The sequence below is a fragment of the Pseudoalteromonas sp. DL-6 genome (assembly GCF_004328665.1).
Classification (GTDB): Bacteria; Pseudomonadota; Gammaproteobacteria; order Enterobacterales; family Alteromonadaceae; genus Pseudoalteromonas.
In genome coordinates this window covers 2673090-2694251 of record NZ_CP019770.1, presented here as the reverse complement: position 1 = coordinate 2694251, position 21162 = coordinate 2673090, and the positions used below count along the sequence as shown (strand labels likewise).

Annotated in this window: 18 protein-coding genes; 9 read left to right on the top strand and 9 right to left on the bottom strand. The window is 40.9% G+C overall.

Going from position 1 to position 21162, the window contains the following annotated elements; translation table 11 throughout:
- Nucleotides 1–2: 2 nt before the first annotated feature.
- The gene (locus B1F84_RS12605; RefSeq protein ID WP_131691626.1) at nucleotides 3–1271 is read right to left on the bottom strand and encodes a mechanosensitive ion channel domain-containing protein; all 1269 of its coding nucleotides are present in this window, start codon (nucleotides 1269–1271) and stop codon (nucleotides 3–5) included.
- Nucleotides 1272–1360: 89 nt separating this feature from the next.
- Nucleotides 1361–3250, bottom strand: coding sequence for an acetate--CoA ligase (locus B1F84_RS12600; protein ID WP_131691625.1), 1890 nt, complete (start codon nucleotides 3248–3250; stop codon nucleotides 1361–1363).
- Nucleotides 3251–3446: 196 nt separating this feature from the next.
- Here B1F84_RS12600 and B1F84_RS12595 point away from each other — a divergent pair, with 196 nt between their 5' ends.
- The gene (locus tag B1F84_RS12595) at nucleotides 3447–3857 is read left to right on the top strand and encodes an NUDIX hydrolase (protein WP_008464829.1); all 411 of its coding nucleotides are present in this window, start codon (nucleotides 3447–3449) and stop codon (nucleotides 3855–3857) included.
- Here the strand turns inward: B1F84_RS12595 and B1F84_RS12590 are convergent.
- Both B1F84_RS12590 and B1F84_RS12585 read right to left on the bottom strand, forming a co-directional pair.
- Nucleotides 3854–4615, bottom strand: coding sequence for a transporter substrate-binding domain-containing protein (locus B1F84_RS12590; RefSeq protein WP_131691624.1), 762 nt, complete (start codon nucleotides 4613–4615; stop codon nucleotides 3854–3856). The two genes, B1F84_RS12595 and B1F84_RS12590, sit on opposite strands and share 4 nt — an antisense overlap.
- A 94-nt stretch (nucleotides 4616–4709) precedes the next feature.
- On the bottom strand, nucleotides 4710–5708 hold the full coding sequence (locus B1F84_RS12585) for an AraC family transcriptional regulator (RefSeq protein WP_131691623.1): 999 nt from the start codon (nucleotides 5706–5708) through the stop codon (nucleotides 4710–4712).
- Nucleotides 5709–5804: 96 nt separating this feature from the next.
- On the opposite strand from B1F84_RS12585, the gene B1F84_RS12580 reads away from it, so the two are divergent.
- Nucleotides 5805–6248 carry an SRPBCC family protein gene (locus B1F84_RS12580; protein WP_131691622.1) on the top strand — a complete coding sequence of 148 codons (444 nt, stop codon included), beginning with the start codon at nucleotides 5805–5807 and terminating at the stop codon, nucleotides 6246–6248.
- Nucleotides 6245–7069: a sterol desaturase family protein gene (locus B1F84_RS12575; protein ID WP_131691621.1), complete on the top strand. Its 825-nt coding sequence runs from the start codon at nucleotides 6245–6247 to the stop codon at nucleotides 7067–7069. Before B1F84_RS12580 ends, B1F84_RS12575 begins: the two co-directional genes overlap by 4 nt.
- Before the next feature lie 70 nt (nucleotides 7070–7139).
- On the opposite strand, the gene B1F84_RS12570 is transcribed toward B1F84_RS12575, so the two are convergent.
- From B1F84_RS12570 to B1F84_RS12560, 3 genes are all read right to left on the bottom strand, one after another.
- Nucleotides 7140–9329, bottom strand: a complete 2190-nt coding sequence (locus B1F84_RS12570; protein WP_131691620.1) for a fasciclin domain-containing protein — start codon at nucleotides 9327–9329, stop codon at nucleotides 7140–7142.
- 144 nt (nucleotides 9330–9473) lie between these two features.
- Nucleotides 9474–9857 (bottom strand): hypothetical protein, encoded by a 384-nt coding sequence (locus tag B1F84_RS12565; RefSeq protein ID WP_131691619.1) that lies wholly within the window; start codon nucleotides 9855–9857, stop codon nucleotides 9474–9476.
- Nucleotides 9854–10222, bottom strand: coding sequence for a hypothetical protein (locus B1F84_RS12560; RefSeq protein ID WP_171036863.1), 369 nt, complete (start codon nucleotides 10220–10222; stop codon nucleotides 9854–9856). The genes B1F84_RS12565 and B1F84_RS12560 overlap by 4 nt, the downstream gene beginning before the upstream one ends.
- A 218-nt stretch (nucleotides 10223–10440) precedes the next feature.
- Here B1F84_RS12560 and B1F84_RS12555 point away from each other — a divergent pair, with 218 nt between their 5' ends.
- Nucleotides 10441–10860 carry a VOC family protein gene (locus B1F84_RS12555; RefSeq protein WP_131691618.1) on the top strand — a complete coding sequence of 140 codons (420 nt, stop codon included), beginning with the start codon at nucleotides 10441–10443 and terminating at the stop codon, nucleotides 10858–10860.
- A gap of 45 nt (nucleotides 10861–10905) precedes the next feature.
- Here B1F84_RS12555 and B1F84_RS12550 read toward each other — a convergent pair whose 3' ends face one another.
- Complete coding sequence (locus B1F84_RS12550; RefSeq protein WP_131691617.1) at nucleotides 10906–12486, bottom strand: diguanylate cyclase; 1581 nt, start codon at nucleotides 12484–12486, stop codon at nucleotides 10906–10908.
- 129 nt (nucleotides 12487–12615) lie between these two features.
- A complete protein-coding gene (locus B1F84_RS12545; RefSeq protein ID WP_008111236.1) occupies nucleotides 12616–13494 on the bottom strand; it encodes an AraC family transcriptional regulator in 879 nt (292 codons plus the stop codon).
- 185 nt (nucleotides 13495–13679) lie between these two features.
- On the opposite strand from B1F84_RS12545, the gene B1F84_RS12540 reads away from it, so the two are divergent.
- From B1F84_RS12540 to B1F84_RS12520, 5 genes are all read left to right on the top strand, one after another.
- Nucleotides 13680–14825, top strand: a complete 1146-nt coding sequence (locus B1F84_RS12540) for an iron-containing alcohol dehydrogenase (RefSeq protein ID WP_131691616.1) — start codon at nucleotides 13680–13682, stop codon at nucleotides 14823–14825.
- A 176-nt stretch (nucleotides 14826–15001) separates the two neighbouring features.
- A complete protein-coding gene (locus B1F84_RS12535) occupies nucleotides 15002–15316 on the top strand; it encodes a hypothetical protein (RefSeq protein WP_131691615.1) in 315 nt (104 codons plus the stop codon).
- A gap of 171 nt (nucleotides 15317–15487) precedes the next feature.
- Nucleotides 15488–16741, top strand: a complete 1254-nt coding sequence (locus B1F84_RS12530) for a TolC family protein (protein WP_131691614.1) — start codon at nucleotides 15488–15490, stop codon at nucleotides 16739–16741.
- Nucleotides 16738–17967: an efflux RND transporter periplasmic adaptor subunit gene (locus B1F84_RS12525; RefSeq protein ID WP_131691613.1), complete on the top strand. Its 1230-nt coding sequence runs from the start codon at nucleotides 16738–16740 to the stop codon at nucleotides 17965–17967. Before B1F84_RS12530 ends, B1F84_RS12525 begins: the two co-directional genes overlap by 4 nt.
- 8 nt (nucleotides 17968–17975) lie before the next feature.
- A complete protein-coding gene (locus B1F84_RS12520) occupies nucleotides 17976–21113 on the top strand; it encodes a CusA/CzcA family heavy metal efflux RND transporter (RefSeq protein ID WP_131691612.1) in 3138 nt (1045 codons plus the stop codon).
- The last annotated feature ends 49 nt before the right edge of the window (nucleotides 21114–21162 follow it).

Genomic DNA, 21162 nt, shown 5'->3' with positions numbered 1-21162 from the left:
GATTATTTAATTAGTTGACGAATGTCGCTTCCTGTTGGTGCTTCATGTGCACGTAACGAAAAGGCGGGCAAAACCGCTAATATATGATCAAATATATCTGACTGAATATTTTCATATTCACCCCAATTGGTGGTATTGGTGAATGCGTAAATCTCAATGGGTAACCCTTGGGTTGTTGGCGCTAATTGCCTTACCATTAAGGTCATACCCTGATGAATATGCGGGTGCTGTTTTAATAGCGCCACCAAATAGTGACGAAATGTACCCACATTAGTGAGCCTGCGGCCATTTAAAATGCAGCTCATATCTACTTTTTTAGTCGTGTTCTGCTCGTTAATAGTCGATAGCGTACTTTCAAGGTAATTACTTAGTAAGTCAGCTTTTTTAAGGGCAACAAGTGCGGCTTCATCTAAAAAGTGCACACTACTCATTTCTAGATGAATGCTGCGTTTTATCCGGCGTCCACCAGAGTCTGACATACCGCGCCAATTTTTAAATGAGTCGGAGATAAGCGCATAAGTAGGAATGGTGGTAATGGTTTTATCCCAATTTCTTACTTTAACTGTGGTTAACGCAATATCAATAACATCACCATCGGCGCCGTATTTAGGCATTTCTAACCAGTCACCTACCGCCAGCATATTATTGGCAGAGAGCTGAATACCTGCTACTAATCCTAAAATAGCGTCTTTAAATACCAGTAATAACACCGCAGACAAAGCGCCTAAGCCGCTTAGTAAAATTAACGGTGATTTATTCATCAACAACGAAACGGCTAAAATGGCAGTTAATACACTGGCAATAAGCTTAATTGTTTGCAAAAAGCCGCGCAGCGGAAAGTGAGCACTCAAGGGGCGCTTATCGGAAATTGCTTGAAATATATCCAGTAACGAAAACAGCGAAAGCAAGGCAAATAAAATGATCCACTGATCGGTGATCATTTGAATCAAATACAAAAACGTAGTGCCTTCGGGTATCCATAGTTGCGCCTGAATAACAACGACCGCTCCTTGTAAAACAAATGAGATATTACGAGCGAGCTTCTTTGCTGAATATAAAGGGCTTTTACTATCGGGTTGCGCTGCTTGTTCGCTAAAACGGTTTTTAACTAAGCGCTGAGAAATCAGCCTTAAAATAAGGTGTAATATTAATGCAAATAGCGCAATCCAAGCCAATACAATCAGGTCGTACCATAAAAAAGGGCTCCCCGGAAAATAATCGCCAAACCATTGCAGTAAAAAATCTCGCAGCTGTGCACGTGTTCCTGTCATTAATACTCCATAAGGGCGTTATTATTAATTACTGGTAGTTAAGCAGCTGTAATGTAAAAAGTCTATTTAAGACTTTTTACATTGTGTAGTTACAGTTTACTATGCTCGAGTTGATGGCTAAGCTCTTCAAAAATACTTGGATCATCTATGGTTGAGGGGATTTGCAGTTCTTCACCATCAATTAACTGCCGCAGGTTTTTACGTAAAATTTTGCCAGAACGGGTTTTTGGTAACCGCTCTACACACATAATATTTTTAAGGCATGCAATAGCGCCAATTTGATTACGCACGGTTTGCACCAATTGCTGTTCTACCTCTTTATGTGAGCCATGAAAATCATTTTTTAGCACCACCATCGCCATTGGGTTTTGCCCTTTTAGCGCATCACTAATACCAAATACTGCACATTCAGCTACAGCTGGGTGAGCGGCAACAATTTCTTCCATTTCACCAGTGGATAAACGGTGCCCTGCAACATTAATCACATCGTCGGTGCGACCCATAATAAAGAGGTAACCATCGTCATCTATATAACCACCATCACCAGATAAGTAGTAGCCATCGTATTCGGCCAAATAACCAGCCTTAAAACGAGCTGTATTTTGCCAAATTGTTGGTAAACAGCCCGGCGGTAAAGGCAGCTTTATAACAACCGCGCCTTGCTCATTAGGGGCACATTCATCCCCATTCATATCTAAAATTCGTACGTCAAATCCAGGCGTTGCAACCGTTGAACTTCCGGCTTTTGTAGGCAGGTGTTCAATGCCTACAGGGTTACACGCAATTGCCCAGCCGGTTTCGGTTTGCCACCAATGATCAAGTACCGGTAAGCCTGTTTTTTCTTTGAGCCAATCGTAGGTAGGTGGGTCTAAACGCTCTCCGGCTAAAAATAATCGTTTGAGACTAGAAGTATCGTATTGTTTAAATCCATCGGCATTGGGGTCCTCTTTTTTAATCGCGCGAAACGCAGTGGGGGCACTAAATAAAGCATTCACTTTGTATTCTTCTACTACGCGCCAAAAAGCACTGGCATCGGGAGTTCTAACTGGTTTTCCTTCAAACAAAATAGTTGCGCATCGATACATAAGTGGCGCATACACAATATATGAGTGGCCTACTACCCAGCCAATATCAGAGGCGGCCCAAAACACGTCACCCGGTTTCATGCCATATACGGTTTCCATACTGTAATGCATAGCAACCGCATGACCGCCATTTTCACGGACCACACCCTTAGGTGTCCCTGTTGTGCCTGAGGTGTATAAAATATAAAGCGGATGATCACCACTGACCGCAACAGGCTCAACCGGTGTGGCCGTTTGCATTGCATCTGCCCAGTTTATGTCGCGATTAGCCGTTAGCGGAGCAGTGACTTGTTCACGCTGATAAATAATACAGTGTTCAACTTTATAGCTAGCAGCTTCAAGCGCGTTATCGAGTAATTCTTTGTATTCAATTACGGTATTTACTTCTACACCGCAAGAGGCACTGAGTACCAATTTGGGCTTGGCATCGTCAATCCGTACCGCTAATTCATGCGCTGCAAAACCACCAAATACAACAGAATGAATAGCGCCAATTCGGGCGCAGGCTAACATACCAATTACTGCCTCGGGGATCATAGGCATATAAATCACTACGCGGTCGCCTTTAGTCACCCCCAAAGACTGCATTACCCCTGCAAATTTAGCGACCTCTTGCTGCAGTTGTAAATAGCTAAAACTGCGTTTGCTATTGGTAACCGGTGAGTCATAAATTAAGGCGGTCTCATTCCCATGCCCAGCGATTACATGTTGGTCTAATGCTAAAAAACAGCTGTTAAGTTGGCCGTCTGCATACCAGTGGTGCAGTCCTTGTTGATCTTGTGTATATGCTGTTTCTGGAGCCTTGTACCAAGGAAGTCGCTTACTTTGTGATAACCAAAACGCTGCCGGGTCTTGTTTAAACTCGTTGTAATGTTGTTTGTATTCACCTGACATAAAGGCTCCTGAGAAAAATATAATCTAACGTAATTTAAAACTAAGCGCTTTTTATCAATAGCGATATTCGACCATGGTCGGTTAAATAGTGAGCGACACTTTTGTTTTTTGGTTAACGTAATGATTGTATGGAACTAAAAGGTACCAACTAATGTAAAATGTAACTGTAATTAATGAAGAGTAATTGGATAAAAGAATGAATCAAATGGTCAGGGTAGGCGTTGCAGTAATAGTAATGCATGATAATAAAATTCTACTGGGTGAACGGATAGGCGCGCATGGTGCAAATACGTGGGCAACCCCTGGTGGGCACTTAGAATTTGGTGAAACGGTTGAGCAATGTGCTGTGCGTGAAGTAGCAGAAGAAACGGGCCTTGATGTTACTAATATTCGACAACTCGATTTTACCAACGATATATTTAGCAAAGAGAACAAACATTATATTACTTTATATGTGCAAGCAGACTATGAAGGTGGTGAAGTGGTAAATAAAGAGCCACATAAATGTTTGCAGTGGCGTTGGTGCGATATTAATAACTTGCCTTCACCTTTGTTTGCCTCATTAAAAAATTATTTAGCACAGAGTTCCTTGCCCGCTGAGTATTAAAGTTTTTTTGGCATAGGAAGTTGCCATTTATTTAAAATTTGTTGATATTCACCGCTTTCTTTGATGGCATTTAACCTATCGCTAATAATTTTTGCTGTGTGTGAGTCAAGTTGATTACTGGCTGCAAAATGCAAAGAAGAAGGTAATTCATCTAAATGGATGCGCTTTGAAATTAAATGAGGGTCGAGCCCGCTGCGCTTTAATTCGTTTTCAAGTGTGAGCGTGTTAGTAACGACAAAGTCGATACGATCTTTATATAGCATTTTCCAGAGCTGCTGATAATAACTCACTAATACCAAGTTTTCATTTTCAGTAAAACCTTGGGCTTCTAAATAGGCCTGCGCAGAGTAACCGCGAATAGTGGCTACTTTGTATTCTTTAGCGAAGTTTAAATGAATCACTTCATCTTTATGGCTGCGTAAGCTAACTAGGTATGCGTCTGCAAAGTAAACTTTACCCAGCCACTTAAATTGATGATGCCTGTTTGGTGTTTTTAGCAGTGACAGCATAATGGCATTAGGGTTGGCTTGTTGCTGCTGAAACATTCTAGCCATTGGCATTATTTCAAACTTTGCTGTTAAATCAGTCCCTTTTAGTACAGCTTTTGCGATATCAACCAATGCGCCCTGCGTTTCACCTTGGGGATTTTTAAAATGATAAGGCGGTAAATCTTCAGCGATGAAAGTAACTGGATTGGCGTTACAAACCGCGTTATAAAAAACCAATACAAAAACAGTTAACACCATACGCAAAAGCATAAATAATTGTCTTTTAGGCAATACAATAATGCTAGTGTAAAGAAAATTAAGAAGAAGGTATATTGTAAATGTGTATTTTAAGTAATTAAGATGTTTAATTATTGTTTTTTATGAACTGTCGAGGTGAGCAATGATACCAGCGTTTAAAGGCACGATTAAAAGAGCTTTGATTATTAAATCCCAGCATAAATGCGATATTATTTAATGAATAATGAGGAATATAGGTTAATAAACGTCGTTTTTGCTCCTCTTCAAGCAGTTTAGCAAAGGTGGTTTGTTCTTTTTTTAAATAGCGTTGTACTGTGCGTGGCGTCATATTTAAGGCGGCGGCTGTTCTAAGCAAAGAGCAATCTTGTAAGTCATGTTTTGCCATTAAAATATGATTAATTTTTTCTGTTAATAACTGCTGACTTTTAAACTGGGAGAGCTGTTGCTCTGACATTTGCTTGAGCATCGCGTTGATTTGGCTGTTATCGGTTTTAAAAGGCAGAGTTAAGTAATTACTTGGAAACTCGATTTGATTAAAGCTAGCTCCAGCTTTTACTGGGCAATTAAACCAATCAGTTAATCGTTGTTGCTCGGTGATTGAAAAGTGTGTTGAAAAATACACGCAGCTAGGTGAAAGTTGTGGATTAAGTAGCTGGCGTACCACACTGACCCATGCGGTCATATTTCGTAAAACAGCCTGTGGACTACATTGTGGATCGGCTAACCAAGTTACTTTACACAATGTTTGTTGTTGCTCAAACTGGGCGCGACCAATGTTAGCTACTAGGCTGTCGTAATTGAGCAGTGCAGTAATTGCACTGGCTAAATTAGTACTCGATTCAATTAAATACCCTAATACACCAAAATCAGCGGTGCGTATTTGTTTTCCTAATTCAAAGCCAAATAAGGGGTCGTTTAACGCTTGTTGTGCATAGCTAAGCAACGCATTATAGCTTTTTAAACTGATCCGCGGCGCCAATTGTTGTAATTGCTTATTAGTATACTCATTAAATTCAATCGCGTTTAAAACCTCATGACTAGCTAAGCCCTTGGCTTCAAGGTAATCCAAACAGCTACAAAAGTAATGATCGGCTAAGGTTTTCATTTGTCGCCTAAAGCTAAAAAATAGTCATCTAATCGCAAGTTTGCCACGGCATATTTTTATATGCTAGTGATCTATAAAAATAATAGGGCAAAGGTCATGGTAAAAATAAAGGTTAAGCGTACTGTGGCAGCAACGCCTGAGCAAATACGCAGCGTATTACTAGCGCATGCCGATTTAGGGCGGTTTTTTAATGCTCACTTTAAACTACTAACACCACAAGAGCCGGGTGAAATAAGTGGTGGGAAAGGCACGATTAGAGAAATAAAAATGCAAGGCACTACCTTTAAAGAGCAAATAATAGCCGCAGATAATAGTCATATTAGTTACCGTATTATAGGCAGCAAGCCCGTTGCACAGCATCGTGGTGATATTTACTTAAATACCAATAACGAAGATCCATCACTCACCGAGATTAGCTATCATATTCGTTGCATTGCACCTTTATGGCTACCCGATTTTATACTGACTTTTTTTATAAAAAAAGATATTAGCCAAGCACTTAAAAAAATAGCCCATTATTTTCAGGAGCGTGTTGTATGAGCATTGAAATTATTTTACTCGCACTGAGCCCTATTTTTTTGTTATTTGTTGCTATTGAGTTTATTAAATTTAGGCGTTATTACGATATAAAAGACAGCTTAGCCAACGCGTTACTTGCTTTATTACACCAAGGCGCTGATGCTATTGCGTTAATAGTGCTAATGCCGTTTTTTTACTGGCTGTATCAGTTTCGGTTATTTGATATTGAATTGACGGTACTGACCGTATTAGGTGCCTTTGTACTGCAAGACTTTTTATATTATTGGTTTCATCGTGCATCACACCATATACATTGGTTATGGGCAGCACATGTCGTACATCATAGCTCTACGAGAATGAATTTTACTACTGCGTTTAGACAAAGTTTAATGTATCCGCTTGCGGGCATGTGGCTGTTTTGGATGCCGATGATATTACTTGGTTTTGAACCTGTGATTGTTTTTGCCGTAGTTGCCCTTAATTTAGCGTATCAATTTTTTGTTCACACCCAAGTGGTAAAAAAGTTGGGTTGGTTTGAAAGCGTATTTAATACCCCATCGCATCATCGGGTGCACCACGCTATAAATAATGGCTACTTAGATAAAAACTTCGCTGGAGTTTTAATTATTTGGGATAAATTATTTGGCACTTATGTAGAAGAGGATGAAAATAAGCCGTGTAAATACGGAATTATTGGCCAACTAAACAGTAATAACCCGATTAAAATTACCTTTCATCAGTGGCAGCATCTCGTTAAAAGTAGCTACAGGGCAAACGGGTTAAAAGCTAAATTAAAAGTAGTATTTGGTTACCCAACAAGCTCTCAAGGTAGTAATAAGTAAGCCTATTTTTATATAAAAAAGCCAGGAGTAAATAGCATCACTCCTGGCTTATCTCACAGTAAAACTTAACTTATTTAGCTGTTGTGATCACTGTATCAATTAAGTGAACAACGCCATTACTGGTGTAAATATCAGTGGTTGTTACATTACTACCCGCTACTTGTAGTGATGTAGCCGGCAAGCTTACTTGCCACCAAATATTGTTCACGGCTTGGCCATTGTTATCACCTACAGCGGTGTCACCTGCGTAAGTGTACAAAGGACGACCAAGATAAGCGACTTGCATGCTGTCATCTGAGCGAGCAATTAACGATAAACCTGGCACATTTTCAATTGACGCTGCAGTACCAAGAACAGGTGGCCATGTTGTTGCACATCCACCTTCACACACGCTCATTGCCTCACCTAAATCATTGTCGAACACATAAACTGTTTTACCTGGCATTGCATCGGCCATACCTGTTACTAAACGGTTGTTAGTTGTATCGTAAGCAATGCTGTCTGTTGCTGTATTTTCGGTGCTGGTAAAGTCAACAATGTTTACGCTCAACATATTTTCAGCAAGGGTAGTAACCATTTTTCCATTGGCTGCAAATGCATCAGTACTGCCCACTTGAGCGCCTAAAACATGTTGAGTCAGTACACCTGTTAGTGCTGTCGTGTCAGCCAATAAAGCCTCTAAATCAGCCGCAGGGATTTTGCTAAATGCAGCATTTGTCGGTGCAAATACCGTAAATGATTGAGTGGTGTCGTTAAAGGTATCTACTAGTGATGCTGCTTGTAGTGCAGTGACCAAAGTAGATAATGCGGGTGTTTCAGTAGCCACAGTAGCAATTGTTTTAGTCGGAGTACCCACTTCAACCGGCGGCATAATCACTTTATTTAATACATGAATCACGCCGTTACTGGCGGTTACATTTGCCTCTGTGATTGCAGAATCATTGATAAATAGTGAGCTGTCTACATAAGAAATAGCTGCCATGTCGCCATTGGCCATTTCTACCTTGTTGCTGTTGCTATTGGCAATGCTTACTGCGTCATCTGATAAAACTGTTGCGTCAGGAAAAACATGGTATAGCAAAATATCACGAAGCGTATCTGTGTCAGCTAGTAGCGCATTGATTGTATCCTGACCGAGTGCAGCAAATGCAGCGTCTGTAGGAGCAAATACACTAAAAGTATTATCTGGATCGGCAACTAGTGTATCTAAGCCTGTTGCCGTTAGAGCCGCGAGAAGTGTCGTAAAGTTACCATCAGCGCTCGCAATGTCAGCAATTGTATTGGTACTTTGAGGTAAAGTAACATCAGAAATAATAACCGAATCAATTACATGAATGACACCGTTATTGGTCATAATATCTTTTACTATAATATTGGCTCCGCCAAACGATAGCATGTTTGTTTCTGCGTTTATCGCCACTGGAAGGGTATTGCCAAGTAGCGTTTCTGCTGATTGACCGTTAAGAGACATTGCAGTAACAGAATCCACTGCTCCTACAAGCACATGCTGCTTCAAAATATCGGCTAAAACGGTGGGATTAGCCAGTAACGTGTTTAAAAAGTTGCTACCAATTGCCTCGAATGCAGCATCCGTAGGGGCAAATACGGTAAATTCTGATGATTCATCGGCAAGTGCTGAAGTAAGGGATGCAGCATCAAGAGCTGCAAGTAATGTACTAAAATTGCCAGCTTGTTGAGCTGTTTCAATGATATTATTAGTTGGTGCTGTTTCTGGCACTGTTTTAGGTGTGAGCACTGCATCTATAACATGAATAATTCCGTTGTCAGTCACAATATCAGTCATTGTTACTGTACTGGTATTTACTAATAAATTTTCACCACTTAAAGATAAAGCAATGCTTTGTCCGTTAACAGTCTCAACGGTAGTACCCGCTAAACCAATAGCAGTTTGTGCATCAACTCTGCCAGAGACCACATGGTAAGTTAAAATTGAACTAAGCGTGTCTGTATCAGCTAATAAGTTATTAATGGTTTCTTCGCCTAGTAACGCAAATGCATCATCAGTTGGGGCGAATACAGTAAAGCTAGTAGTTAAATCATCAAGGGTTTCATCTAGACCGGTTGCTTCAAGTGCTGCAACAAGGGTGGTGAAATCTCCAGAGTCCTGTGCGGCATCAAAGACTGAGACAGCGGGTTGTGTATCTACAGTTACTGGGGCGTTGTTATCGTCATCGCTACTACAACCTTGAATGAGTAACAAGGGAAGTATGAGAGCACCGAGCTTAAATACTTTATTCATAATTGTTCCTTTAATCGAATGTTACAGTGTTACAGCTTTGTGAATATTACGAAGCTGTTTGCATTGTTGATCAAAAAAACTTGATTTATTTTCGTACAATTTGATAGATGTAGGATTTTATTGAATTTTTATTCAAGAAAGCGTTTAAATTTTAGTTTTTTTACTGCGCGGTGCACCAAGTAAAATAAATACATGGCAAATACATACGGATAAAAATGCACTAATCCCCAAAGCACCACCGAAACCATCAAGAATAGGCACTAAATAGGCAAAAAACAGTGAAAATATAATTGCTGAACTGGCAAGCGTATACACACCAAAGCGTTGAGGGGCACTCATGCCAATAAATGTGCCGCCAAAAAAGACGATGCTATATAGCTCAGCGTTGAAACTAAATTGTTCAAATATTAAATAAGCAATAATGGATAGGGCTGCAGAGGCTCGGATCCCATCAAAGCGATTATGTTTAGCCAAGTAAAAGGTTAAAAACGCCCCTAACAATGCAAGCAGCGGATAAATAAGTGTCATATTATTAACTCCTTGGCTAAAACAAATAAGGCGACGCTAGCAAATGCAATGCTACCTAACCGTCCGCCAAACCCCGCAAATACATTAATGGTAAGTGTGTATAAAACAGCACCAATGGCAGAAATAATCGCAATTTCCCAGTATTCATTAATTAAATTAGTGGAGCACATACCGGCAAAACTGCCTGCATAAATAGCTGCATAGGGGTGGTTTTTGTAATCTGCAGGAAATGGAATAAATGAACCGATAAGCCCTGTTAAACCGGCAGATACAACAATAGGTAATGCGAATGTGCTATGCATTACAAAACACGACAAGCAGCCGATAAAAAAGGTGATGAATTTTAAAAGTATGAATTTAGTCATGGCGCGCACATAATAATGTATCAGTTTTAGCTTTAATAGTTAAAACTGCGATTTAAGACTAAAATCGATACACCGCAGCTAAAAGGTGAATTATTACTATTGAAGGTTAGTAATATGCAATGAATGACTAAAAATAACACTGCTAATGTTCTATAAATTGCAAATTATGTATAATGCAGCATATTTCATATATTAAAAGTTATAACCTAAGGTAATTTATGTCTAACTGTTTACATCTGGCTATCCCTGCTGGTGATCTTGAAAAAGCGAAAGCGTTTTACTGTGACGTACTCGGCTGTAAAACCGGCAATAGTGAAGCGGGGCGATGGGTAGACATTAATTTTTGGGGTAATGAATTAACCCTACATCAAAGTGTTGAGCGTTTACCTACGGTTCGTCACGACGTTGATATGGGCGCAGTGGCTGTCCCTCATTTTGGTATACATTTATCAGAGAACGAGTTTCAAGGACTTAAGCAACGCATTGCCGATGCCGGCCTTGAATATTTAGATCAGCCTTACCGTCGTTTTGTTGGTGATGAGTTTGAGCAAGAAACCTTTTTTATTGAAGATCCTAACGGTAACGTGCTTGAAATGAAAACCATGGTTAATCCTGAGGTACTATTTAAAAAGGATTAGACTGTAGCTGAGCTAGTCTTACTGACTAGCTCATGTTTTATGTTTTTAAATAGCGGCGACTACCATTTTTTCAGCCAGCTTCGCCTTTCTTTGTAATTTCTGTTTATACATCGCTTCATCACCCGCTTTTAAAACTGTGTCTAAGTTATCAGGTGGCTGAGTATAGCTAGTTTGCCCAACACTGGCGTAAATGGAAATGGTATGGCCCTGATGCTCTATAGTTAACTGGTTTAATTGTTGCTCTAGGGTGTTAACTCGCTGGTTAATTTTTTCGTTGCTATTAAATAATGCCATGGCCACAAATTCATCGCCTCCTAAGCGGCCAACGGCATCTTCAGTGCGCATATGTTGACTAAGTGACTCTGCAACTTTGCACAGTACTTTGTCGCCCACATCATGACCATAAGTATCATTAATTGCTTTAAAACGGTCTAAATCTATATATAAAAAACACAAAACGCCTCCTCGTTGTTTGTGCTCTGCTAGTAAGTCGTTTGCTTTTAAGCTCCAACCGCGACGATTGTATATATGGCATAAGTGATCAAAGTTAGCGTGTCGTTCAGCTTGTTTTTTTGTATAACTTAACCTTTGAATTCGTCTGCCGACGGCAATAGCTAGTAATAAAGATTCAATTGTAAACGCAATAACAAATCCATAGCGTTGAATGAACGGACTGTAATCGGTTAGTAGTACTCTAAACACCATACTAATAAACACACTTGACAGTGCTATAAATACCAAGTTTGCTTCATTAACACCGTACTTTGTTTGTGTCGCGCTGAGGATAAAAATAGTCATGACAATAAATAATGATAAATAGCCGGTTACTGCAGAGGTAATATTGGTTATGAGTGGCAGATCGAGGGCTATTTTTTGTAAGCACAAAGTCAGTACGCATAAGGCGGCAACTTTTAATGTATTGCTTATCTTTGGAAAGTATTTAGGTAGCTCCAATAGTGCGCTCATAAACCATGTAGCACTGACTATAGTTAAGCCAATACTTAACGTGTAAAGATGGCTTACGTACACAGAGTAGTACTGCTGTGTAAATAAATAAGGCTGTCCTTCTTGAAAGAATATAAAACTAGCGATGCAAAAAATATAAATGCCATACAGTTTAAAAAGAGGGTCTTTTATGCCGTGCCCTATAATTAGTGCATAAAAAATAAGCGTGGCGCAAAGACCATAAAAAATGCCAAAAATAAGGTTGTAGCGTTGAATTTTTTCGACAAAAGGCTGTGTATCTGACCAAGTAAAGCGTGGGGTATAAGCTGCTGAGGTAGTAACCGTAAGCTGGGCAGTAAAAACGCCTGGGTCCATTAAAATTGCCATCTGATTGGTTTTTAAAGGTGTTTTATATACTGAATTTTGCTGCCACGAAAAGTCTTTAAGTGCAGGACGAGTAAATGAAAACACCCCGCCTTGGTTTAAGTTACAGCTTAATTCGAGATGATTGATACCGTTTTTAAGCTTAATATTTGAGACAACTTCTTTGGACAAAGACACCGATGTGTTTGTTGCACTTACACTGAGCTGGCAACGTTCTTGCGCATAAGTAACGCTACTAAATAGCATAGCAAAAGCGCATATAAAAATGCTAAACCTAACCACCTGAGCGCCTAACATGCTAAAAACTCCTTGTCTTTATCGTACAATTTATTGCTACTAAGTAGACGAATACTTTTAAGCCATATTAACAAAGTCTAATGATAAAGTATTTAAATAATGACTTGCGCAAAAGTAAGTTAGTTTTAATCACACATGTATTTCACTGGGGGTTTTGTTGAAATGGCGTTTAAACTCACGGCTAAATTGTGACGCACTGGTGTAACCTACTTTAAATGCGGCCTCATTTGCTTTACTGCCAGAGGTGGTTATTAATTCTTTTGCTTTAGCTAAACGCACTTTTTTTAAATACTGCAAAGGGGATTCAAACGTAACTTGTTTAAAGGCACGATGAAAAGATGACACACTCATGTTCACTTCTTCAGCTAAGTGCTCTACGGTAATAGGGCTTGCGTAATTGCTATGTAATGTTGATAAAGTACGCGCTATGCGCGCGTAATGGCCATCGTGCATTGCAAGCCCAATTAAGGTATGCCCTTGAGGGCCACACAGTACTCTAAATACTAATTCCTTAACTATATCGCCACCAAATACCTCAGCCTCAAGCGGATTGTTTAACACTGTTAACAGTCGGTGAGTGACTTGCTCCATGGCCATATCTAAAGCGGCACTTTGTACCGCTCCGCTTTGCGTTAACGGTGGTGAAATAGGCTTATGTTGCATCATTTGGCTAACCAATTTGTGCAGCATGGCTGGGTTTATATCAACTGCAATACCCATTACCGGCAAATCATTATCAGTAAACGCTTCACATTCTAGTGGAACGGGCACACCTAGTACTAAATAATCGCCTGCACCATACTGAATTTGATGCTCAGGGAAGTGAATAATTTTATGTCCTTGGCCAACGATAATAATACCTGAATTATAAATAAGCGGCTGACGCGCTGAGCTTTTGGTGGCGCGATGAAAGTACACCCCTGGAATAATAGTTTCCATGGTACCTTCAAAGCTGAGCAATTTATTATGCTCTGCGTATTGTTGTAACAAAGTGGCGATGGTCGTCATAAGAACAGCTTAAATTAACGGTATTTGGCATAAAATAACAACGCTGATAGTTTTAGGCAAGCTTTTGACAGGTATTAGGCTTTTTATATATGCGCCATGCCATTATTATGCATCTATCAACACTTTATTTGTTTAAGAATTGATAAAGTGTTTAGTAATTAACCGTCCCCTTTAGGAGCAAAATAATGAAATTTAGCTACGTAAATCCCACTTTAATTCAATTTGGTCAGCAACAAATTGCCGCACTTACTGATTTGATCGCAAAAGATCAAAAAGTATTAGTTGTGTACGGTGGCGGTTCTATTAAAAAGAACGGCGTATACGATGAAGTTGCAGCAGCACTTGAAGGTTTTGATTGGGTAGAGTTTTCGGGCGTGGGTGCTAACCCAACAATTGAAGTGTTAGACCAAGCAGTAAAAATTTGTAAAGAACAAGACATCGATTTCGTATTAGGTGTAGGCGGCGGCTCTGTAATAGACGGCGTTAAATACATTGCAGCATCTGCTGTATATGATGGCGAAGGTTGGGATATTCCTACAGGTAAGCACACAATTATCAGCGCATTACCTATTGGTGCGGTACTTACATTGCCTGCAACGGGTTCTGAGTCTAATCAAAATTCAGTAGTAAGCAAAGAAGCAACGAAGCAAAAACTACCGTTTGCATCTCCAGAAGTATTACCAAAATTTGCCATTATGGACCCTGATGTAATGAAAACATTACCGCAGCGCCAGCTTGTAAATGGTTTAGTAGATGCATGGGTACATACGTGTGAGCAGTACCTAACATTCCCAGAAGGTGCACTTGTTCAAGAAGGTTACGCAGAGGCACTGTTAAAAGCGCTTAAAACATTGGGTGATAACTTTGAAAGCCAAGACGATGCATGGCGTGCAAATCTTATGTGGGCAGCTAACCAAGCACTTAATGGCTTAATTGGTTCTGGCGTATCGCAAGATTGGGCAACCCACATGATTGGTCATGAATTAACAGCCGCCTATGGTGTTGATCATGCCCGCTCACTAGCTATTGTTCAGCCTTCTTTACTGCGCAACCAATTTGCAGTTAAAAAAGCAAAACTAGAACAAATGGGTAAAAACGTATTTGGTCTTGCACAAACAGATGATTTAGCAGAGCAAACAATTCAAGCAATTGAAGCGTTTTACCACAGTCTTGATGTAGCCACTGAGCTTACTGAGCATGGTGATGACAAAGCGGCTGCCATTGATAATATTATTGGCAAGCTTGAAGCTCATGGCATGGTTGCCCTTGGTGAAAACCAAGCTATTACGTTAAAAGAAAGCCGTGAAATTTTAGAGCAAGCGGTTGCTTAATAACGGTTAATATTGACCGCTAACATTGGTTAGCGGCTTTTTGCAGCAAAATAAGATTGAATGAAATAAAATTTTATTTTGCTGCATTACTTTTTAGGTATTTTCAGGTACAGTGCTGAATTAGATAAGTAATGAGCTTAACTAATCGTGTATTTCAATAGGGAATTCGTTTAACTGTGCGTTCAAATCGTTTTTTAATTGTAATGTTACTTGTGCTTGTGCATAGCTTTATAAGCTGTGATGGCGCCGCGTACCATTTACAAGAAGACGTTGACCACGTAAATAGCTCATTTTCGCAAAGTAGCGAAACTGCTGATGATAACGACAGCGCCCCAACAGCAGAAATACATGCCCACCAGCATTGCCACAGTGGCTATAGCCACAGCTCAAATCACTCAATAACTCCCGAGAAAAGTAAACCAACTTTAGCGACATGCTATCACGGCTTACATTATCCACCAGACGTACCGCCACCGAATTTATTTAGTTAGTTTTTAATTTATTTCAATTAATTAGTGTGCTTTTAGCTGCCTACGCGTAAGCGTTTAATGGGCTGTTATAGGCATGTTTAGATTGCTGAGCATTTTACACTGTCGCTATTTTTTGCGTAGGTTGTGAATGGTTTGCAAGTGAACTCTGTTGATTAAAAACGGACAAGCTATATGAATAAAAAACCAATTATGCTGGTGGCGATGCTGTGCGCGCTGCCTGCTTTTAGTGCGTTTGCAAATGTTAAAACACTAACTCTAAAACAAGCGTTGATAAATACCGAGCAACAAAATCCGCTATTAAAACGCTACCCTTATCATCAAAAAATACTCAGCGCGCTTAAATCTCAAGCGGCACTTTCGCCTAACCCTATTTTAAATATAGAAGCTGAAAATTTGCTGGGGACAAACGATGCACGTGGTGTACAAGGCGCTGAAGTAACCTTGGCATTTAGCCAGCTTATAGAGCTTGGAGATAAACGCCAAAGCCGTGTAAATTACGCTACGGCAAACATTAAAGCCCAAGCAATACAGTATCAAAATACTCGTTTAGCCTTATTGGCAACCACCGGTGAGCGGTATTACGAGGCGCTTAAATTTCAAACTTTACTTTCTCTCAATAGCGAACGACATCAGGTTGTAAGCCAAGCTCTCAAAGCAATAAAGCAAAGGGCTGATGCTGGTGCTGTATCGCAAGCGGATGTAACCCGCATGCGTTATGCGCTTAGTCAAGTAGAGCTTGAGAAAGCTAAGCTAAATAGCGAATTTGAGCGAGCACGTTTATCACTTAATGAGCTGTGGAGCGAGCAACATGGCTACACTAATTTAGCGGGAAATATTACTACCTTAATATCGCTTAGCTCTGAGCAAGGGTTACTTGATGCGGTTAACCAAGCGCCTGATTTTGCTATGTTACAGCAGCAATACTTAAAGCAAGCGGCCAACTTAACGCTGCAAAAAGCCAATGGGCAAAGTGACATTAATGTAGGTGCAGGCCTGCGTTACAACCAGCAAAACGATACCAGTTCATTGCTGTTTTCGTTTTCTATGCCGTTGCAATTGAGTAACTCAAATAGCGGTAATATTGAAGCGGCTAATAGTCAGTTGGCATTGTTACGTGATCAGCAAGGACAGTTACGGATTCAATTACGCCAACAAGTTCGTACTTTGTATGCCTATTACCAAGGCAAAACATTACAGGTGCAGTTGTTATCTGAGCAGATTATTCCCCAAGCGCAAACACTGATTGAGCAAAGCTTAAAAAGCTATCAACGCGGACAAATTTCGGTGTTGCAATTGCTCGATGCTCAACAAGCCCTTTTTGATTCTAAACGCGCACTTATCAATACCTATGCAGCGTTATATCAGACCCACCTCGCACTTGAGCGTTTAACTGGCCAATCTTTAACTGAGACTTTTCAATCATGAACAACATTTTTATCGCATTATTAGTATTTCTCTCGTTTGTAGCTAGCTTAACAAGCACACATGTATTTGCCTCAGCAGAACATGACCAAACAGAGCAAACCCAAAAACAAGGTCCACACGGCGGCTTTTTATTAACAAACGAAAAGCTCACTCTTGAGTTAAAGCTGCAAGAGTTAGCAGGTAAAGTTGAGCTGCGCGTATATGGTTATGAGCAAAATCAGCCGGTAGATGTAAACGATTTAAGTATAGAAATAAACTTAAAACGCTTAGTAGAAGCGCCGCAAAAAATACAATTTACGCGTGAGAATGGCTACCTTGTTAGCACGCAACCCATAAATGAGCCACATTCGTTTGCGCTTTTCATTACTGCCAATTATAAAGGTGAGCGCGTTAGCTTTGAGTACTCTCAGCACGAAGGCCGCACCGTGATTAGCGAGCGAGCAATTAAAGGTGCGGGCATTAAAACAGAGATAGCACAAAGTGGCGAGGTTGATATTTCCGACACGCTGTTTGGTGTTATTGCACCGACACAGCACGGCACAGTAGAAGTGATGGCGCCATATACCGGATTGATCAGCGATATTTTTGTCAGCATAGGTCAAACCGTTCAAAAAGGTGATGTATTAGCCAGCGTCACCAATCGCGAAACTTTGCAAAACTACAGTATTAAAAGCCCTATTAGCGGTGTGGTGACCGAGCAGTATTTAAAGCGTGGTGAATTGGCAAGTACTCGCGCGCTAATGCAGGTCGTGAACCTTGATAAAGTATGGGTTGAGCTATCAGCCTTTCCTGAAAACATCGAAAATCTAGCCATTGGTCAAAGCGCCACGGTATACGATTTACATCATCATTTGAATGCCCAAGGTAAGGTGTTTTTTATAGCGCCTATGATGACCGGCGGGCACATTGCACGTGCCCGTATAGCGCTTAATAACCCTGATGGTCATTGGCGTCCGGGCATGCATGTTAATACTGATGTCAGTATCGATAAGGTTAATGCTAACGTGCGTGTAAAGCCTGAGGCTATTCAAGAGTTTAACGGCATGGCGAGTGTGTTTGTGCGTAAAAATAATGTGTTTGAAGTACGCCCGGTTACTTTAGGCGCAAAAAATAGCGAGTGGATTGAAGTCATCGCGGGTTTAAGCCCAGGTAGTGAGTACGTCACAACCAATAGCTATGTGATCAAAGCCGATATTTTAAAAAGCGGCGCAAGTCACGCTCACTAGGAGGTACCATGATTAACTGGATTGTTTCTTTTGCGGTTAAACGCCGCATGATGGTACTGGCACTAACATTTTTATTTGCTGGGTTTGGTGTGTATAACATCCAAAACTTAGCGGTAGATGCTGTACCCGATATTACCAATGTACAAGTGCAAATTAACTCTAAAGCGCCTGGTTTTACGCCGCTTGAAGTTGAGCAGCGTATCACTTACTTAGTCGAAACAGCGATGGCGGGTATTCCTAAGCTTGATTATACCCGTTCGCTTTCTCGCTATGGGCTTTCTCAAGTAACCATTATTTTTGATGAAGGCACCGATATTTATTGGGCGCGTCAACAAATTGGTGAGCGTATTCAAAGTATTCGCGCCGATTTACCTAATAATGTTGAGCCAAACCTTGGACCTATTGCCAGTGGTTTAGGTGAAATATTTACCTATAGCGTGCATGCAAAACCCGATGCGTTAAAAAGTGATGGTATGCCTTACAGCGCCGAAGATTTACGTACTTTACAAGACTGGGTTATTCGTCCGCAGCTTTTAAAAGTAAAAGGCGTAACCGAAATAAACAGCCAAGGTGGTTTTGAGCGCCAGTACCAAGTTGCGCCCATACCAGAAAAGCTGATTGCTTATAAGCTGACAATTAAGGATGTTATAACCGCTCTTGAGCTTAATAACAGCAACCGCGGGGCCGGTTACATAGAGCGCTTTGACGGCCAATATTTAGTGCGCTCACCTGGGCAATTAAAAACATTAGCGGATATAGCAAACACCGTTATTGCTAAGCGTGATGATGCTCCTGTGCGAATTAAAGACGTGGCAAATGTATACTTAGGAAAAGAGCTTAGAACCGGCGCGGCTACCTATAATGGCGAAGAAACCGTATTAGGCACGGCAATGATGCTCATAGGTGAAAACAGCCGTGTGGTTGCTAAAGCCATGGCTGATAAGCTTATACAAGTACAAAAAAGTTTACCTGCAGGGGTTATTGTTGAGCCTGTTTATGACCGCACCAATCTGGTTGATAAAACCATCGCTACAGTACAAAAAAACCTGTTTGAAGGGGCGGTATTGGTCATCGTCATTTTATTGTTATTGCTTGGGAATATCACTGGTGCGCTTATTACCGCCATGGTTATTCCGCTCAGTATGCTATTTGCTATTACTGGCATGGTGGGCAATCGAGTCTCAGGTAATTTAATGAGCTTAGGTGCAATCGACTTTGGATTAATTGTAGATGGCGCGGTGATTGTGGTTGAAAACTGCCTTCGTCAATTAGGGATGGCTCAACATAAACATGGCCGCTTACTTACGCTCAGTGAGCGTTTAGAGGTTGTCACTTCAGCCACCAAAGAAGTGTTTAGCCCCGCGGTATTTGGTATTTTAATTATTATGTTGGTGTATTTACCGCTTTTTGCGCTCAGTGGTGTTGAGGGCAAAATGTTTCAGCCCATGGCGTTTACCGTTGTTGCCGCGTTAATAGGTGCACTTATTTTTGCTGTTACCTTTGTGCCGGCGGCTATTGCCGTATTTGTGCGTGGTAAAGTAGATGAAAGTGAAAACGCAGTAATGCGTGGCGTTAAAAAAATCTACAAGCCACTGCTTAATTTATCGCTTAAATTACCGTGGCTTATGATAAGCATTGCCACTGTTTTAGTGCTGGTACTTGGCTTTAAAGTTAAAAATATGGGCGCCGAATTTTTACCTCAGCTTGATGAAGGTGATATTGCAATGCATGCGCTGCGTATTACTGGCACCGGTATTGAACAATCGGTGCAAATGCAAAAGCAGTTGGAGCAGGCTTTATTAGCGCAACCTGAAATTGCGAACGTATTTTCAAAGATTGGCACCGCGGATGTAGCCAGCGATCCTATGCCGCCTAATGTTGCCGACACTTTTTTAATGTTAAAGCCGCGTGCGCAATGGCCTGATCCATCACTAAGTAAAGACGCGTTAGTGCAGCGCATTCGTCATCGTGTGAATGAGGTACCGGGTAATAACTATGAATTTACCCAGCCTATAGAAATGCGCTTTAACGAGTTAATTGCCGGTGTGCGTGCCGATGTAGCGCTGCGTATTTACGGTGATGATTTAGCCATACTTAAGCAATTTGGCGAAAAAGCCACAAGCTTAATGCGAAATATTACCGGTGCTACCGATGTTCGTTTAGAGCAAATGGAGGGCTTGCCTACACTTTCTGTTACCCCAATGCGAGATCATATGGCGCTATTAGGATTAACCGTAAACGACATTCAACAAACCCTTGCCGCTGCTGTTGGTGGGGTGCAAACAGGGCTAATTTATGAGGGTGATAAGCGCTTTTCGTTATTGGTGCGCTTAGATAAGCGTTGGTCTGAAGATGTCTCTGCGCTTGCGCGTTTACCTATTGCGTTACCTCAAAGTAGTAACCCTGAGCTTGCATTTGTACCGCTTGGGGAAGTAGCTACAATCAGTATTGAAAAAGGGCCGAATCAAATAAACCGCGAAAGTGGTAAGCGTAATGTGGTAGTAACGGCCAATGTAGCGGGGCGCGATTTAGCCAGCTTTGTAAGAGATGCCCAAGCGACTATGAACGCACAACTTAACCTACCCAGCGGTTATTGGCTTGAATACGGCGGTACGTTTGAGCAATTACAATCGGCGAGTAAGCGTTTGTCGTTGGTAGTGCCTGTGACTTTATTGCTTATTTTTGGCTTACTTTATAGTGCTTTTGGATCGCTGCGTGATTCACTCATTATATTCAGTGGTGTACCACTGGCACTGACCGGTGGGGTATTGGCATTATTGCTACGAGATATGCCGCTTTCTATTTCAGCGGGTGTGGGGTTTATTGCGCTAAGTGGAGTTGCGGTATTAAACGGTGTAGTGATGTTGTCGTTCATTAAGCAATTACGAAATGAGGGGTTAAGCTTATATTATGCAATACATAGCGGGGCACTACAGCGATTACGCCCAGTGCTAATGACCGCGCTTGTGGCTAGTTTAGGCTTTATACCTATGGCGCTAAATACCGGTACCGGCGCTGAAATACAACGGCCTTTGGCAACCGTGGTGGTAGGTGGAATTATGTCATCCACTTTGCTCACATTGTTAATTTTACCAGCACTTTATAAATTAGTGCATGGAAAATTTAAAAAGCAGCAAACAGCTTAACTAGTTACTAACTAATGTATAACGTAAAAAGCAGCTGAATTGTCAGCTG

Bases quoted from the DNA above. Each gene is read 5' to 3' on its own strand.
- B1F84_RS12520 (WP_131691612.1), top strand. From the start codon at position 17,976: ATGATTAACTGGATTGTTTCTTTTGCGGTTAAACGCCGCATGATGGTA.
- B1F84_RS12545 (WP_008111236.1), bottom strand. From the start codon at position 13,494: ATGACGACCATCGCCACTTTGTTACAACAATACGCAGAGCATAATAAA.
- B1F84_RS12540 (WP_131691616.1), top strand. From the start codon at position 13,680: ATGAAATTTAGCTACGTAAATCCCACTTTAATTCAATTTGGTCAGCAA.
- B1F84_RS12565 (WP_131691619.1), bottom strand. From the start codon at position 9,857: ATGACACTTATTTATCCGCTGCTTGCATTGTTAGGGGCGTTTTTAACC.
- B1F84_RS12525 (WP_131691613.1), top strand. From the start codon at position 16,738: ATGAACAACATTTTTATCGCATTATTAGTATTTCTCTCGTTTGTAGCT.
- B1F84_RS12600 (WP_131691625.1), bottom strand. From the start codon at position 3,250: ATGTCAGGTGAATACAAACAACATTACAACGAGTTTAAACAAGACCCG.
- B1F84_RS12580 (WP_131691622.1), top strand. From the start codon at position 5,805: ATGGTAAAAATAAAGGTTAAGCGTACTGTGGCAGCAACGCCTGAGCAA.
- B1F84_RS12560 (WP_171036863.1), bottom strand. From the start codon at position 10,222: ATGACTAAATTCATACTTTTAAAATTCATCACCTTTTTTATCGGCTGC.
- B1F84_RS12575 (WP_131691621.1), top strand. From the start codon at position 6,245: ATGAGCATTGAAATTATTTTACTCGCACTGAGCCCTATTTTTTTGTTA.
- B1F84_RS12550 (WP_131691617.1), bottom strand. From the start codon at position 12,486: ATGTTAGGCGCTCAGGTGGTTAGGTTTAGCATTTTTATATGCGCTTTT.
- B1F84_RS12605 (WP_131691626.1), bottom strand. From the start codon at position 1,271: ATGACAGGAACACGTGCACAGCTGCGAGATTTTTTACTGCAATGGTTT.
- B1F84_RS12595 (WP_008464829.1), top strand. From the start codon at position 3,447: ATGAATCAAATGGTCAGGGTAGGCGTTGCAGTAATAGTAATGCATGAT.
- B1F84_RS12570 (WP_131691620.1), bottom strand. From the start codon at position 9,329: ATGAATAAAGTATTTAAGCTCGGTGCTCTCATACTTCCCTTGTTACTC.
- B1F84_RS12530 (WP_131691614.1), top strand. From the start codon at position 15,488: ATGAATAAAAAACCAATTATGCTGGTGGCGATGCTGTGCGCGCTGCCT.
- B1F84_RS12585 (WP_131691623.1), bottom strand. From the start codon at position 5,708: ATGAAAACCTTAGCCGATCATTACTTTTGTAGCTGTTTGGATTACCTT.
- B1F84_RS12555 (WP_131691618.1), top strand. From the start codon at position 10,441: ATGTCTAACTGTTTACATCTGGCTATCCCTGCTGGTGATCTTGAAAAA.
- B1F84_RS12590 (WP_131691624.1), bottom strand. From the start codon at position 4,615: ATGCTTTTGCGTATGGTGTTAACTGTTTTTGTATTGGTTTTTTATAAC.